The sequence below is a fragment of the Rhodococcus jostii NBRC 16295 genome (assembly GCF_001894825.1).
In the GTDB taxonomy this organism is placed as follows: domain Bacteria; phylum Actinomycetota; class Actinomycetes; order Mycobacteriales; family Mycobacteriaceae; genus Rhodococcus_F; species Rhodococcus_F jostii.
Map to the genome: position 1 here is coordinate 240,129 of NZ_BCWY01000003.1, position 15,441 is coordinate 255,569.

At 67.4% G+C, this 15,441-nt stretch carries 14 protein-coding genes; 9 read left to right on the forward strand and 5 right to left on the reverse strand.

The window, feature by feature from the left end; translation table 11 throughout:
* Positions 1–8 precede the first annotated feature (8 nt).
* Together RJ1_RS03870 and RJ1_RS03875 are read right to left on the reverse strand one after the other, a co-directional pair.
* On the reverse strand, positions 9–947 hold the full coding sequence (locus RJ1_RS03870) for a helix-turn-helix transcriptional regulator (protein WP_073358604.1): 939 nt from the start codon (positions 945–947) through the stop codon (positions 9–11).
* The gene (locus RJ1_RS03875; protein WP_073358607.1) at positions 940–2,061 is read right to left on the reverse strand and encodes a LuxR C-terminal-related transcriptional regulator; all 1,122 of its coding nucleotides are present in this window, start codon (positions 2,059–2,061) and stop codon (positions 940–942) included. The genes RJ1_RS03870 and RJ1_RS03875 overlap by 8 nt, the downstream gene beginning before the upstream one ends.
* Positions 2,062–2,283: 222 nt before the next feature.
* Here RJ1_RS03875 and RJ1_RS03880 point away from each other — a divergent pair, with 222 nt between their 5' ends.
* Together RJ1_RS03880 and RJ1_RS03885 are read left to right on the forward strand one after the other, a co-directional pair.
* Positions 2,284–3,063 (forward strand): enoyl-CoA hydratase/isomerase family protein, encoded by a 780-nt coding sequence (locus RJ1_RS03880; protein WP_073358610.1) that lies wholly within the window; start codon positions 2,284–2,286, stop codon positions 3,061–3,063.
* A gap of 107 nt (positions 3,064–3,170) precedes the next feature.
* The gene (locus RJ1_RS03885; RefSeq protein ID WP_073358612.1) at positions 3,171–4,856 is read left to right on the forward strand and encodes an AMP-binding protein; all 1,686 of its coding nucleotides are present in this window, start codon (positions 3,171–3,173) and stop codon (positions 4,854–4,856) included.
* 62 nt (positions 4,857–4,918) lie between these two features.
* On the opposite strand, the gene RJ1_RS03890 is transcribed toward RJ1_RS03885, so the two are convergent.
* Positions 4,919–5,335, reverse strand: a complete 417-nt coding sequence (locus RJ1_RS03890) for a MaoC family dehydratase (RefSeq protein ID WP_073358614.1) — start codon at positions 5,333–5,335, stop codon at positions 4,919–4,921.
* Positions 5,332–5,784 (reverse strand): FAS1-like dehydratase domain-containing protein, encoded by a 453-nt coding sequence (locus RJ1_RS03895; protein WP_073358616.1) that lies wholly within the window; start codon positions 5,782–5,784, stop codon positions 5,332–5,334. The genes RJ1_RS03890 and RJ1_RS03895 overlap by 4 nt, the downstream gene beginning before the upstream one ends.
* Positions 5,785–5,846: 62 nt before the next feature.
* Between RJ1_RS03895 and RJ1_RS03900 the strand changes: the two genes are divergently transcribed.
* Complete coding sequence (locus tag RJ1_RS03900) at positions 5,847–7,022, forward strand: acyl-CoA dehydrogenase family protein (RefSeq protein ID WP_073358618.1); 1,176 nt, start codon at positions 5,847–5,849, stop codon at positions 7,020–7,022.
* Positions 7,023–7,024: 2 nt separating this feature from the next.
* Positions 7,025–8,986, forward strand: coding sequence for an AMP-binding protein (locus RJ1_RS03905; protein ID WP_073358620.1), 1,962 nt, complete (start codon positions 7,025–7,027; stop codon positions 8,984–8,986).
* A 69-nt stretch (positions 8,987–9,055) separates the two neighbouring features.
* Here RJ1_RS03905 and RJ1_RS03910 read toward each other — a convergent pair whose 3' ends face one another.
* Positions 9,056–9,817, reverse strand: a complete 762-nt coding sequence (locus RJ1_RS03910; RefSeq protein WP_174694938.1) for a FadR/GntR family transcriptional regulator — start codon at positions 9,815–9,817, stop codon at positions 9,056–9,058.
* A gap of 117 nt (positions 9,818–9,934) precedes the next feature.
* On the opposite strand from RJ1_RS03910, the gene RJ1_RS03915 reads away from it, so the two are divergent.
* From RJ1_RS03915 to RJ1_RS03935, 5 genes are all read left to right on the forward strand, one after another.
* Complete coding sequence (locus RJ1_RS03915; protein WP_073358625.1) at positions 9,935–11,014, forward strand: acyl-CoA dehydrogenase family protein; 1,080 nt, start codon at positions 9,935–9,937, stop codon at positions 11,012–11,014.
* 72 nt (positions 11,015–11,086) lie between these two features.
* Positions 11,087–12,253, forward strand: a complete 1,167-nt coding sequence (locus tag RJ1_RS03920) for an acyl-CoA dehydrogenase family protein (RefSeq protein WP_005250871.1) — start codon at positions 11,087–11,089, stop codon at positions 12,251–12,253.
* Positions 12,253–13,002 (forward strand): SDR family NAD(P)-dependent oxidoreductase, encoded by a 750-nt coding sequence (locus RJ1_RS03925; protein ID WP_073358628.1) that lies wholly within the window; start codon positions 12,253–12,255, stop codon positions 13,000–13,002. The genes RJ1_RS03920 and RJ1_RS03925 overlap by 1 nt, the downstream gene beginning before the upstream one ends.
* On the forward strand, positions 13,002–14,195 hold the full coding sequence (locus RJ1_RS03930; protein ID WP_073358630.1) for a thiolase family protein: 1,194 nt from the start codon (positions 13,002–13,004) through the stop codon (positions 14,193–14,195). The genes RJ1_RS03925 and RJ1_RS03930 overlap by 1 nt, the downstream gene beginning before the upstream one ends.
* A complete protein-coding gene (locus RJ1_RS03935; protein WP_073358633.1) occupies positions 14,195–15,433 on the forward strand; it encodes an acetyl-CoA hydrolase/transferase family protein in 1,239 nt (412 codons plus the stop codon). The genes RJ1_RS03930 and RJ1_RS03935 overlap by 1 nt, the downstream gene beginning before the upstream one ends.
* Positions 15,434–15,441: the final 8 nt, after the last annotated feature.

Genomic DNA, 15,441 nt, shown 5'->3' on the forward strand with positions numbered 1-15,441 from the left:
CGGCCGAATCACCGGGTGGAGGACTGATACTTCGCGATCAGTTCGGCGCGGTTGGTGGCGCCGAGTTTGCGGAGGATGCGTTTCACATGCGACTTGACCGTGTCGACCGTGATGACCAGTTCGGCGGCGATCGTGGAGTTCGACGCTCCGGTGAGAATCAGCCGGACCACGTCCGCCTCGCGTTCGGTCAGCGGGTCGAGCAGGCGCCGCTCGGCGTCGTCGTGCTCGGCGCCGGCCGGCGTGAGGTCGGCAGACCCTCGTGCGGTCACTGCGTCGAACGCGGTGTCGCTGCTCCACCGCTGGGCACTTTCCCGGAGGAGGACGTCCTGGCGGTCGCGACGGGATTCGAGCCCGACCCGCTCGAAGCATCCGCCGAGCACCGCGGCGAATGCTCCCAGAGCATGGCGTCGTGATCCGTCCAACGATGCCCCGACGTGAACGAGCGCAGCAGCAGTCCCGGCGACGACGACCGGCACGATGGTGAAACCGTTCGCGCCCAGCGCCTCTCGCAGCTCGGCGGGAACGTGGGAATCGACCGTGACCGTGTTCGTCTCGAGGGCGCGTGCTTCGGGCGAACCCTCCACGACCGCGAACTCCGAGGGAAGGGCGAGGGCCGTGTCAGGGTCGGCGCTGAACGAGGTGACGGGAACGATCCGGTCGCCGTCGAGGCGGGAGAGGACAACCTTGTCTGCGCAGCAGAGTTCGGCGACGCGCTCGCAGGCCCGCCGCATGAGTTCTGCACTCGAGGCGGCATCGTCGAGCGCGTGCACGGCGCGGTCGATGCCCCGTGCGATCGCCCCGATCTCGGCGGTGCGGGTCGCGGCAATTGCGTTCCTGCGGTCGAGGAGATCGACCAGACGCCGGCCGAGTTCGACGGAGTGCGCCGAAGTGGCCGTGCGCATTTCGGTGAGGGTGTCCGAGATGGCCAGATCGAGCTCGTCAGCCACCGGACACCGTCTTGGCATTGGCGCACAGCGCCGCCACCTCGGCTCGCGTCGACACACCGAGTTTCTTGAAGATCCGCTGGACGTGCGACTTGACGGTGCCGTCGGAAATGCACAGCCGCCGGGAAATGGTGGCGTTGGTCGCCCCCGTCGCCATCAGCGTCAGCACTTCTCGTTCGCGCGCGGTCAGCGCATGCGCGCGCGGAATGACCGGTGCCTGCGCAGTGTCGTTCGACGCGCCCGCCCGGGGGAGTTCGGATGCGGACAGTTCCGGCATCCTCACGGGTGCCTGCTCGAGGTGCCGCAGTGCCTGAGTGAGTCGTCGGATCTCGGCATCGACGTGCTCGTTGCGCGCAGAGATCTGCTGTCGCAGGTCGGCGCGCTCCTTCGACGAGGCGCACACGCCCGCCAGTGCCCCGACGATGTGGACGTCGGTGTCGGACAGGCTGTCGCTCTGGCGATCCACGTGAATCATCGCCACCGCACGCGAGTCGACGACGACGGGAACCGCGAGGTACCCCGCGGGACGCGACAGGTCGATGAGGGGGCGGTACGTGTGCCGGTAGGTGTCGGCGGCATCCACGGCATACGGCCGGCGGCGCCGGACCAGTTCGGCCTCGCGGGGCGCCTCGCGCAGCGAGATCTCCCGGCCGTCGATGGCGGTGATGAGTTCGTGGAAGTCTCCGCTCAGTTCGGGGTTGACCGCCAGCGCGATGGGAGACCAGGTGGAACCGCGAACCACGGAGAACATTGCCTTGCCATATCCCAGGCTCGTGCACAATTCCTGCGTCACGATACGGGCGATCTGGTCGGCTCCGGCATCGATCGCGCGGACCACTCGCTGCAAAGACTCGAACTGCTCGGTGTGCACGCGCAATCGGCGATCGATGTCGTCGCGGCCGGCGGTGTCGAGTCGTGTCACGAGTTCCGCGAGGCGAACGGCGTGCTCGGGTGAGTCGAGGCCGTCCCGCAGCTTCCGTGCCGCGAAGGCGCGGATCACCGTCAGATCGGGCTCGCCGTCCGCGAGGCGGATCAGGTTCGGCTCGCTCCCGAGCAACTCCCGCAACTCTGCGACTGCCTGCTCGGCAAGCTCGAACGAACTCGTCGAAATGACCACTCACCACTCCTTGCGCCGCGGCTGCCGCACCTGTGACACAACGCACAGTATAGAGAAGGTGTCACCTGGGCGTTCGTCACCGTCGGCAGCCTGAGTACCAATGTATATGGTCAGTCCAATCGCGTCACGCATTCCGGGAAAGTCCTTCGACTGAGTTCTTGTTCCCGACGCCAGGTCCGTACTAGGGTCGAATGGTAAGACCAAACTGAAAGGACCGGCACTATGGCGCACCCCGTGCGATACGACGTCGACGAGCACATCGCCGTCGTCACCCTCGATCGCCCCGAAACCCGCAACGCGCTGTCCGACGACATGCTGGACGAACTACTCGCCGCGCTCGAACGCGCCCGCGGGGACGACGACGTGCGGGTCGTAGTCCTGGCTTCGTCGCACGAGAAGATCTTCTCTGCGGGCGGAGACCTCAAGGCGTTCGCGAGCGAGACGCCCACGATCGTCAAATATGCCGGGCTGGATCGCTTCCCGCGGCTCTATCAACTCATCGGCGGCCTCGGGAAGCCGGTGATCTGCGCGGCCGGTGGCGACGTGCTGGCGGGCGCATTTGGGCTCGCCCTCGCGTGCGACTTCGTGCTCGCCAAGGAGTCGGTCCGGTTCGGGTGCCCGGAGATCAACGTCGGCGTCTTCCCGTTCATGATTTCCGCCCTCATCTACCGGAACGTCGGGCGGCTCAAGGCGAACGAGCTGATGATGTACGGCGAGCTCATCACCGCCGCGGACGCACTCGAGCTGGGGCTCGTGAATCGTGTGATTCCGGATGACGACTTCGAAGCGGAGGTCCGGGAGTGGGCGCGCCGGCTCGCGAGTAAATCGCCGCTTCTCCTGCGTCTCGGCAAGGAGGCGATCAACAACACCCGCGACATGTCGCTGCCGGACGCTCTGACGGCGCTGCAGTCTCAGCTCGCCCTCGCGTTCACGACCGACGACATCGTCGAGGGCGTCACCGCCTTCCGTGAAAAGCGTTCTCCCGTATGGAGCATGCGATGACGGAGAAAGTGCGAACTCGTTGCACTTTCGGTCCAACCATTATATCGTGAGGGCCAACACAGGTTTCTCATTCCCTCTCCACATCTGCGCTCAGAGGAAGGCTTCCCATGGCGTTCGCATCGGTCACCGATCGCTATTCGGACGAACAGATCCGAGAGTTCTATGCCACCGGACAGTGGCACCGCGACACCTTCTTCGACCTGCTCGAGGCTCAGGTGGCCGAGCGAGGCGACCGCGTCTTCCTGACCGACGACACCAGTGGCGGCATCACCTTCCGGGAGTTGCGTGACAGGGCCCTGAGTCTTGCGGTGGGCCTCCGCCGACACGGGATCGCGGCCGGTGACCGCGTCTCGGTGCAGGTTCCGAACTGGATCGAGTTCTCGATCATCGCCGTCGCCTTGTCGCGACTGGGCGCCGTCTTGGTTCCGATCATGCCGATCTACCGCCGGGACGACGTCGAATACATCCTGAGAAATGCCGGTGTCCGGCTTGCGATTACGCCGCAGGGTTTCAGGAAGTTCGACTACGCCGGCATGTACACCGAAATCCTGAGTGCGGTAGACACCCTCGAGGACGTCGTGGTCGTCCGGGGGAACGGCGACCTGCCGAACGGGTCGGTGTCGTTCGAGTCGTTGTCGGCGGACGTCGGCCCGGAGGAGGCAATCGCCGAACTCGGCCCCGGCGTCGGTCCGGACGAGCCGTTCGTCATCGTCTACAGCAGTGGCACGACGTCCCGGCCCAAGGGCTGCATCCACACGTTCAACACGCTGGCCTGCGGATCCCGGCTGCTGGCCAAGGGATTCGCGTACACGCCCGAGGACGTACAGTTCGGGCCCTCGCCGATCACGCACACCACCGGACTGGTCACCAGCATCATCCTTCCTCTCATGCACGGTGCGGCGTCGCATCTCATCGAGGTGTGGGAGCCGGTTCGCGGAATGGAGCAGATCAAGGAACGCGGATGCACGGTCGCGGTGAGTGCGACGACGTTCCTGCAGATGCTCATGGACGCCTACGACCCCGCCGTGCACGACATCGGCAGCATGCGCCTGTGGGTCGCCGCGGGCTCCCCGATTCCGGGAAGTTTCGTCACCCATGCCGCCGAACAGTTCCCGAATCTGCAGGTACTCAGCCTGTACGGTCGCTCGGAGAACGTCACCACCACCATGTGCATCGTCAGCGACGATCCCGAGCGATCGATCACCTCGGACGGTCGTCCGCTCCCGATGCAGTCGGTGAAGATCGTCGACGAACTCGGTGACGAGGTTCCGCGCGGCGAGGAGGGCGACATCGCCTACAAGGGCGCCATGCACATGCTCGCGTATCTCCACAACGCCGAGGAGACGGCCAAGCTGTTCACGCCGGACGGTTACTCCCGCTCCGGTGACCTCGGTCGGATGGACGAGGGCGGGTACGTTCGCGTCACCGGGCGCACGAAGGACATCGTGATCCGCGGCGGAATGAACATCAGTGTCCGCCAGGTCGAAGACCTCCTCGCAGCCCATCCCGCCGTCCGCGGTGTCGCGGCGGTCGCGATGCCCGACGACCGGCTCGGCGAGGCGGTGTGCCTCTACCTCGTCCCGGCGCCCGGGTCCGAGGACGTCACTCTCGAGAAGATCAAGAACTACCTCCTCGACCAGGGTGTCGCCATCCAGAAGGTCCCGGAGCGGCTCGAACTCGTCGACGCGCTGCCGACGACCGCGACGGGCAAGATCCAGAAGCATGTGCTTCGCGCCCGGATCGCGGAGAAGATCAAGGCCGACCAGGAACAGCGGGTGCAGACCGTCGGCTGACCGAATCGGAAAGGGGGCGAAGCCGAATCGGCTTCGCCCCCTTTTCGTGGGTCGAGGGAAGATCAGTCCGCTGTCACCACAACGGTCGCAGACCCGGTGACGACGGGGCCCTTGACCCCGGACGCGACGAGATCGACGGTCGCGAGTGACTGCCCGTCCGTCTCGGTGATCGTCGCCACCGTGCCGCCCACGGTCAGGGTGTCGCCGAGGAAGACCGGCGCGACGAACCGGACACCGAAGGAGCGCACGTGCTCGACACCGAACGTGTCGGAGACCCAGCCGGCAAGGATGCCCGCCTGCATCTGACCCATCGCGATCACGCCCGGGAAACCCGACGTGGCTACGAACTCGGGGTCGTGGTGCAGGGGATTGAAATCGCCTCCTGCGCCGGCAAATCGGACGATGTCGGTCTGGGTGACCGGGCCGACCGCCCGGGTGTCGAGGGTGTCGCCGACGCGGAGCTTGGCCGGTGTTCTCATCGCTGTTCTCCTCGTTCGATCAGGACCTCCTCGAGTCGCGCCACGGGCGCGCCGTCTGCGTCGACGTACTCGGTCTCCAGGGTGACGACGCGCATCGTCCCGCCCCGCTTGCCTTCTCGCTGTGCGTCATCGACGACACGGCGGGTGCCGACGACGTGGTCGCCGGCGGTGAGCGGTCGCAGGTACGTCCACGTGACCGAACCGACCACCACGCGTTCGAGGGCGAGGCCCAGCGAGTCGACGAAGGCACGCTGGTCGCGCTGGTGTCCGGCGACGACGGTGTGGGTGAGGGTGGCCGGTACGTCGTCGAATCCCGCTGTGCGCGCCGCATTCCGGTCGGTGTGTACGGGGTCGGTCGTGAACGTCGCGCGCGTGAACTCGCGAATCTTGCCGCGTTCGACGTCGTATTCGACGCGGTCTACGGCGCCGGCGGGGAGTGGTTCTGCCATCGAGTCCTCCTTTTTGGACTGACCTATAGTATCATTGAGCCTAAATCCGTGAGGAGGATGCAATGGAGCTCGCTGATTCCCCAGACGAGGCCACATTCCGTGCAGAGGTCCGGGAGTGGGCCGAGAAGGCGGTCCCGACACTGCCGTGGCCGGAACCCATCGATCTGGTCGACAAGGTGCCGTTCTGGCAGCAGTGGCAGCGACTGCTCTTCGACGCCGGCTACGGCGGGATGTCGTGGCCGCAGGAGTACGGCGGTCAAGCCGCCGACCCGATCCGCAAGTCCATCTTCACCGAAGAAATGGACCGGGTGGGAGCGCCGGAGCGGCTCAACACCATCGGCGAGGATTTCGCCGGCCCGACCATCATCGACTTCGGGACACCCGCCCAGAAGGAACGGTTTCTCCGGCCCATCCTGACCGGTGAGGAAATCTGGTGCCAGCTGTTCTCCGAGCCGGACGCCGGATCGGACCTCGCCTCGCTGCGCACCAAGGCCACGAAGGTGGACGGGGGCTGGAAGGTCAACGGGCAAAAGATCTGGACCAGCCGCGCGCATATCGCGGCGCACGCCATCCTGCTGGCCCGCACCGGCGGCGGCCCGCGGCACAAGGGCATCACGTACTTCCTGGTGCCCATGGACAGTGAGGGCATCACGGTGCGGCCGCTCGCGCACATGCTCGGCGAGGCGGAATTCAACGAGGTGTTCCTCGACGACGTGTTCATCCCCGACGAGCTCGTGGTCGGGGAGGTGGACGGCGGCTGGAAGGTGGCGATGGGCACGCTCGCGTACGAGCGGGTGGCGATCGCGACGGGCCGCGTCAACACCAAACGTGCCGTCGACGACATCGTGGCCGACATCGCCGGGATGACCGACGACGCGGGTCGCCCGCTCGGCGAGGATCCGGTGGTCCGACAGAAGGTCGCGGATCTGTACGGCCGGGCCCTCGTGCATTATCTCATCGGCCAGCGCGTCGTCACACTCGCGGCCAACGACGGTCCGCCGGGTCCGGTCACCTCCATCGGCAAATTGTTCTTCTGCCCCCTCGTCGAGGAACTGGCCGACTTCCGATTGTCGCTCGAACCGGTCGGCGGGCAATTCGCCCTCGACGAGGTGGGGCAGCGGACGGCGCGGTGGCAGCGGCTCGCCTATCAGGCCCGCGGCACCGCCATCGCCGGCGGTTCCACCTTCATCCAGCGCAACATCGTCGCCGAGCGCATGCTCGACATGCCGAGGAGCTGACAGTGTCCGACTACACCTGGCTACCGACCGACGAGTACGTCGAGAACGCCAACGTCACCCGGCTCGCCCGCGCCCACGGCCTCTCCGGTCTGGCCGAACTCCGCGCCCGCTCCGTCGCCGACGTGCGGTGGTACTGGGACGCGGTGGTCCGCGACCTGGGCCTGCCGTTCCAGTCGCCGTACCACGAAGTTCTCGACACCTCACGGGGAATCGAGCACCCGGACTGGTTCGTCGGGGGTAAGACGAACGTCGTCGACGCGTGTCTGGAGCGGTGGCTCGCCGACCCGGTGGTTGCCGATCGGGTGGCCGTCGCCCACGAGGCCGAGGACGGCACCGTCCGCAGCCTGTCGTATCGCGAGCTCGCGGCGGACGTCGAGCGGGCAGCCGCAGGACTGCGCGAGCTCGGCGTCGGCAAGGGCGACGCCGTCGCCCTGTTCCTGCCGATGATTCCCGAGGCGGTCGTGTCGGTGTACGCGGTCGCGCGGCTCGGCGCGGTCCTCGTTCCGCTGTTCTCCGGATTCGCTCCGAGCGCGATCGCGTCCCGCATCCAGGACGCGGACGCGAAGGTGGTGATCGTCGCCGACGGAACAGTGCGGCGTCGCAAGTCCGTCACGATGAAGCCCGCCCTCGACGAAGCCCTGGCCGCGTGCCCGACCGTGCAGTCGGTCGTCGTGGTCGAGAACATCGGTACCCCTGTCGATTCCGGAAGTCGCGACATCTCCTGGGTGAAGCTCCTCGGCAACGGCGGAGACCCGGGGCCGGTGGAGGCGATGGACGCCGCCGAGCCGTTCGCGCTGGCCTACACGTCCGGCACGACCGGCAAGCCGAAGGGCGCCGTCCACACGCACGCCGGATTCCTCGTCAAGACGGCCAGCGAGGTCGCGTACTCGTTCGATCTGCAGCCGGGCGGGGTGTTCTGCTGGATCACCGACATGGGCTGGATCATGGGACCGCTGTCGATCATCGGCACGCATGCCAACGGTGGCACCCTCGTCCTGTACGAAGGGTCTCCGGACGTACCGGACACCGACCGGCTGTGGCAGCTCGCGGAGCGTCATCGGGTGACAATGCTCGGCGTCTCTCCGACGCTGATCCGCACCCTCCGCGGGCGGGAGACGGATGTCGCGGCACGGTACGACCTGTCCTCGGTGCACACCATCGGGTCGACCGGTGAGCCCTGGGACCCGGATTCGTACGACTGGCTGGCGCGGGACGTGTTCGGTGGGCGCGTGCCGGTCATCAACTTCTCCGGCGGCACCGAGGTCGGTGGGTCGTTCCTCGCGCCGTACCCGGTGGAGCCGATTCACAGCTGCTCGCTGGGCGGGCCCTCGCTGGGCATGGACGTGGACGTCGTCGACGACGCGGGACGCTCGTTGCGCGGCGAACAGGGCGAACTCGTGTGCCGGCAACCGTGGCCGTCGATGACGCGCGGGGTGTGGAAGGACGAGGAACGCTATCTGGAGGCGTACTGGTCGACGTTCCCCGGCATGTGGCGGCACGGCGACTACGCGCTCGTCGACGACGACGGGCAGTGGTACATCCGGGGCCGATCCGACGACGTCATGAACGTGGCAGGCAAGCGTCTCGCCCCGGCGGAGGTCGAGGCCGTTCTGACCGCGCACCCGGCGGTGTCCGAGGCGGCGGCGGTCGGTGTGCCGGACCCGAAGAAGGGTGAGGCGGTCTGGGCGTTCTGGGTTCCCCGCGCGGACGCGGGCGGCGACACGGCGGACATCTCGGCCGAGTTGATCGCCCGTGTCGCCGCGGAACTCGGGAAACCGTTCGCGCCCAGCGTGGTTCATCGGGTGACGCGGCTTCCCAAGACCAGGTCCGCGAAGATTCTCCGCCGGGCGGTCCGCGCCGCCGCGCTGGGGACCGACCCGGGTGACCTGTCGGGTGCGGAAAATCCGGAGGCCGTCGACGAGATCCGTGCCGTGGTGGCGGGCGGTCGCGACGCAGCCTCGTGACTACGGCGAAGGCCCCACACTGGATGGTGTGGGGCCTTCGTGGTCGGAACGACCGAATGCTCGGCGGGACTACTCGTCCAGCAGAATGTCGGTGCGCTCCTCGAAATCCTTGATCGACTCGGCGTACGAGTGGACGTGCCTGCTCATGCGCCGTACGGCGGCATCGGCGTCCTTGTCGCGAATGGCCTTGGTGACCGAGCGGTGCGCCCGGACGGTAATTTCGCGGACCTTGTCGTCGATGAATCCTTCGTTCTCCGTTGCGGCATAGATGGCCCGTGAGAGCGAGATCATGAGGCCCGACAATAGTTCGTTGTGACTGGCGCTCGCCACGGCGACGTGCCAGTCGATGTTCGCCTGAAGGAAGGCGTCGAGGCTGTCACCTGCGCCCGCGATGTCGTCGTTGGCGGCGTCGAGACGCGCGAGATCCTCGTCTGTGCGATGACGGGCGGCGAGTTGGGCGCAGAACGGCTCGATCGCCTCGCGGGTCTCGAGCAGCGCGGCGAGACGGATCTGACGACCGCGGATGAGCAGAGCCACCGTGTCCGCCATGGACTGTTCGCCCGGCCGCTGAACGAAGGCGCCCCCGGCTCGGCCCGCCTTGATGCGCACGAGTCCCTGCACCTCGAGGATGCGGAGTGCCTCGCGGACGGTGGTGCGGCTCATCTTCGTCTGAACGACGAGTTCGCGCTCCGGCGGCAGCGGTGTGCCTTCGACGTAGTCCCCGCTGAGAATCCGCTCGCGCAGCTCGTTCGCGAGGACGTCCGACGCCTTCGGTACCGCCATCGGTGTCAACTGGATGGAGGAACGTCCGTTCCGGGTGGTGTTCGGCACGGCTGATGGCATGGCTCCCCGCCCTCTCTGGTCTAACGGTCAGACCTAATATACCATTGGGTTCTCGCTGCGTTCGTCTTGCAGCCTATTCTTCGTCTCATCGAGAGGGCCAGTTGTATGCGCTGGGAACTGTCAGAAGAGCAGGAAATGTTCACCGAAGCCCTCGACGGCTGGCTCGGGCGGTTCGCCGCTCCGGCAAATGTCCGCAAGTGGGGTGAATCGGGTGATCCTGCCGAGTTCGAACAGAAATTCGTCGAGGAAGGCTGGTTCTCCGCCGGACTCGCCGAGGACATCGGTGGTCAGGGCGGTGGGCTACTCGAATTGGCGTTGACCGCCGAGGCGCTGGGCCGGTACGCCGCGCCGTCGAGTGCCTGGACCGCGTCCGTCCTCGCCGCGCCCCTGCTGCCCGCCGACGTCGCCACCGACGTACTGGCAGGGGGTGGTTTTGCAGCCGTTGCCGTCGACGCGACCCGTCCGTTCGGCCTCGCCGATTCGGTGCGCGCCGACGCGGGCGGCGCACTCACCGGCCGTGTCGCGACGGTGCTCGGCGCCGAACGGGCAAAACTGCTGGTCGTCCCGGCGAAAGACGCCGACGGAACGGTGTCCCTGTACCTCGTCCGAGTCGACGACCCCGGTGTCACGGTCGAACCGCGGCGTCTCCTCGACCCGTCTCGCGCGGCCGCGGATGTCCGGTTCGACGACGTCGCCGGGCAGCGCCTCGACATCGAGGCGGCGACGGCGCTCGACGACGCAGGACTCCGGGCGGCCGTGCTCGTGTCCGCCGACTCGCTCGGCGCGATGGACCGCATGCTCCGCCTCGCCGTGGACTACAGCAAGCAGCGGCAGCAGTTCGGAGTCCCGATCGGGTCGTTCCAGGCCGTGAAGCATGCTGCGGCAGGCATTCTCGTCTCCGTCGAGGCGGGACGGTCGATCGCCTATTACGCCGCCGCGTCGGTCGACCTGGGCCTCGACGACTGCGCGGTGCACGCCGCGGTCGCCAAGGCGCAGGTGACGCGGAATGCGGTGCAGGCAGCCGACAGTGCCCTCGTGATGCACGGCGCCATCGGCTACACGTGGGAACACGACCTGCACCTGTACTACAAGCGCACCAAGCTCGACGAGAAGCTGTTCGGCGGTCCGGACGTGTGGAACGAGCGCCTTGCGCGGGACCTTCCGCTGCTGCCCGCCGCCGGATGATCGACCGTTGACTTTTTGGTCTGTCCTTTAGTAACTTAAGTCCAAACGGTTTCTACGACGACGGGACGTGCTGTGGACTTTGATCTGACCGAGGATCAGGCGACGATCCGAGATGCGGTGCGCGAGCTCGCAGGTAAGTTCGACGAGCAGTACTGGGTGGAGAAGGACAGTGAGCACGAGTTCCCCACCGAGTTCTACGACGCGTTCGCCAAGGGCGGCTGGCTCGGCATCACGACGCCCGAGGCGTACGGCGGGCACGGCATGGGAATCACCGAGGCCTCGATCCTGCTGGAGGAGGTCGCCGCGTCCGGCGCGGGCATGAACGGTGCGAGTTCGATGCACCTGTCGATCTTCGGGATGCACCCGGTGATCGTGCACGGATCCGAGGAACTCAAGCAGCGCACCCTTCCGCGGATCGTCGACGGCGACCTGCACGTCTGCTTCGGAGTCACCGAGCCCGGCGCCGGTTTGGACACCACCAGGATCACCACCTTCGCGCGCCGGGAGGGTGACAAGTACATCGTCAACGGCCGCAAGGTCTGGATCTCGAAGGCGATGGAGTCGGAGAAGATCCTTCTCCTCACTCGCACAACGAAGTTCGAGGATGCGAAGAAGAAGACGGACGGTCTGACGCTCTTCCTCACCGACCTCGACCGCTCGAAGGTCGACATCCGCCCGATCAAGAAGATGGGGCGTAACGCGGTCACGTCGAACGAACTGTTCATCGACAACCTCGAGATCCCCGTCGAGGACCGCGTGGGCGAGGAGGGCAAGGGCTTCAAGTACATCCTCGATGGCCTCAACCCGGAGCGCATGCTCGTGGCGTCCGAGGCTCTCGGTATCGGCCGGGCCGCTCTCCGTCGCGGCGTCCAGTACGCCAACGAGCGTGAGGTGTTCGGCCGCCCCATCGGCATGAATCAGGGCCTGCAGTTCCCGCTCGCCGATTCGCTCGCCCGCCTCGACGCGGCGGAACTCGTCCTGCGCAAGGCGACGTGGCTCTACGACAACGGAAAGCCGTGCGCCCGCGAAGCCAACATGGCCAAGTACCTCTGCGCCGACGCCGGTTTCCAGGCCGCGGACCGCGCCCTGCAGACCCACGGCGGCATGGGCTATTCGGAGGAGTACCACGTGGCCCGCTACTTCCGCGAAGCCCGCCTGACCAAGATCGCCCCGCTCAGCCAGGAGATGGTTCTCAACTACCTCGGCGAGCACGTCCTCGGCCTCCCCAGGAGCTACTGATGTTCGAACTCACCGGAAAGTCCGCACTCGTGACCGGTGCCGGCAGCGGAATCGGCGCCTCGGTCGCGCATGCCTACGCACGAGCAGGCGCGGCCGTGCTCGTCACCGATGTCGACGGCGATGCCGCGGCGGCCGTGGCCGCGGAGATCACCGCGGCCGGCGGTTCGGCGAAGTCCGCGGCCCTCGACGTCCGCAACGGCGATCAGGCGGCCGCCGCGGCGGAGCAGGCCGCCGCGTTGAACGACGGCACCCTCAACATCCTGGTCAACAACGCGGGTGCCATCGCACCGGCGATGTTCCCGAACCTCGAGGAAGAGGACTTCCGCCGCATCGTCGACATTCATCTCGTCGGCAGCTTCGTCTGCAGCAAGGCCGTCCTCCCGTACCTACCTTCCGACGGCAGCGGCCGCATCATCAACGTGACGTCCGCCGCCGGGCTCCAGGGCACCATCGGGCAGGCAAACTATGGTGCCGCGAAGGCGGGCATCATCGGACTCACGAAGTCGCTGGCGCGGGAACTCGCCAGGAAGCAGGTGACGGTCAACGCGATCGCGCCGCTCGCCGCCACCAAGATGACGGAGAACATCCGCAGCAACGAGAAGCTCGCCGCCAAGACGCTCGCGCGGATCCCGTTGGGCCGCTGGGCGGAACCGGACGAGATCTCGTCCAGCTTCGTGTTCTTCGCGTCCGACGGTGCGTCGTACATCACGGGCCAGGTTCTGCCCGTCGACGGCGGAACGGTGATCTGATGGCCGAGAAGCGCAACCCCTTCCAGCGTTCCGCGCGCGAGGTCGTCATCGCGGAAGCGGCCCGCACTCCCATGGGCAAGTCGCACCCCGAGCGCGGCTGGTTCCGCGACACCCACCCCAACGACATGCTCGGCGCGGTCTACACGGACCTGATCCGCCGCAGCGGCCTCGACCCGGCCGTCGTCGAGGACCTCGTGATCGGCTGCACCGCACCGTTCGGTGAGCAGTCTCGCAACATCGGTCGCAACGCCTGGCTGCAGGTGGGTTACCCGCCGGAGGTGCCGGCAGTGGTGCTGGACCGCCGCTGCGGGTCCGCTCAGACGGCCGTCGAGATGGGCGCCGCGCTGGTCGGTTCCGGCACGCACGACGTCGTCGTTGCCGGCGGTGTGGAACACATGGGCCACGTGCCGATCACCTCACCCGCGAAGATCTCCGAACTGTACGGCGACCCGTGGCCGGAAGCACTGCGCGACCGCTACGACTTCGTGCACCAGGGCGAGAGTGCCGAACTCATCGCGGACCGCTGGGAGATCTCCCGGCAGGAGATGGACGAGTTCGCCGTCCGCTCCCATCGTCTCGCGACCGAGGCGATCGAGGCGGGCCGCTTCGACGCCGAGATGATCCCGCTCGACCTCGCCGGCGAGACTCGGACCACCGACCAGACCCTCCGTCCCGGAACGAGTCTCGACAGCCTCGCCGGGCTGAAGACGGCGTTCCGGGAGAACGGCCGCATCACGGCGGGCAGTTCGTCGCCGATCTCCGACGGGGCCGCCGGTGTCCTGCTCGCCTCCCGGGAGGCGGTCGACGCCCACGGACTGCGGGCCCGCGCCCGGATCCTCGATCAGACCACCGTCGGGGTCGACCCGATCATCATGCTGACCGGTCCGATCCCGGCGACCCGGAAGTTGCTCGACCGCAACGGGATGAGCATGAGCGACATCGACCTGTTCGAGGTCAACGAGGCGTTCAGCTCGGTCGTCCTCGCGTGGGAGCGGGAACTGAAGCCCGACATGGACCGGGTCAACGTCAACGGCGGCGCGATCGCCCTCGGGCACCCGGTCGGCGCGACCGGTGCCCGGCTCATCGCCACGATCGTCGCGGAGCTCGAACGGCGCGACGCCGAAATCGGTCTGGTGACCATGTGCTGCGGCGGCGGCCTGGGAACGGCGACCCTCATCCAGCGGATCGACTGATGATCGACCTGACGCCGCACATCCGGCCCGGTGACGGGATCTGGTGGAGCCAGACCAGCGCGGAACCCACCCCGCTCGTCCACGCCCTGCTCGATCAGGCGCCGTCGATCGGTCCGGTCCGGGCATTCGTGGGGCTCACCTGGAATCGGCGACTGACGAGCGAACTGCCCGACGAGGTTTCCGTCGTCTCCTACGGCGGACTCGGCGAACTCCGCCGCCTCGCCCGCCTGGACGTCGTGCCCTGCCATTACGGTGCCCTGCCGCGGCTGTTCGCCGAACGACGGCTGCCTTGCGACGTCGGCTTCGTGCAGGTGTCGCCGCCGGACTCCGCCGGGAACTGTTCGCTCGGCGTCGGTGTCGACTACATCGCGGACGCCCTCGATCACACACCGGTCCTCATCGCCGAGATCAACCGGCGCATGCCCGTCACTCTCGGCGCACCCCGAATTCCGCTGTCGCGGTTTGCCGCGGTGGTCGAGACCGACCGGCCGCTGCTCGAGGCACCGGACCGCGCGCCCGCGGCGGCGGAACTGGCGATCGCGCGGAACGTCGCCGATCTCGTGGCAGACGGAGACACGATCCAGATCGGCGTCGGGACTCTGCCGTCCGCCGTCCTCACCGAACTCGAGGGGCACAGGGACCTCGGACTGCATTCCGGCATGATCTCCGACGCAGCGCTCCGGCTGATCGACCGAGGCGTACTCACCGGGGCGCGGAAGGAGATCGACCCGGGACTGCACGTGACGGGAGCCGCGCTCGGAACCGCGGCGCTGTACGACAGGCTGCCGGGCCTCCCGGTGGCGTTCCGCCCGGCGAGCTACACCCATGCGCCGCACGTCCTCTCGCAGCTACGATCGTTCGTGTCGATCAACTCGGCCATCGAGGTCGACCTGACCGGGCAGGTCGGCGCGGAAATGCGCAACACCACCTACGCAGGCGCAGTCGGGGGCCAGGTCGACTTCTCGCGGGCCGCGGCGATGACCGGCGGCCGCTCGATCATCGCGATGCGCGCGGATTCCCGCGGCGAGTCGACGATCAAGACGGCCCTGCAGTACGGCGCGGTCACCACCGCCCGTGCGGACGTCGATTTCGTGGTCACCGAGCACGGTGTCGCGGCCTTGCGCGGATGTTCCCTCGGGGAGCGTGCGCGTCGCATGATCGCGATCGCGGCGCCCGAGCACCGCGGCACACTGGAATTCGATCTCGAGGAATACGACCTTGCTTCCGCAGCGGAGTGAGGGAAAGG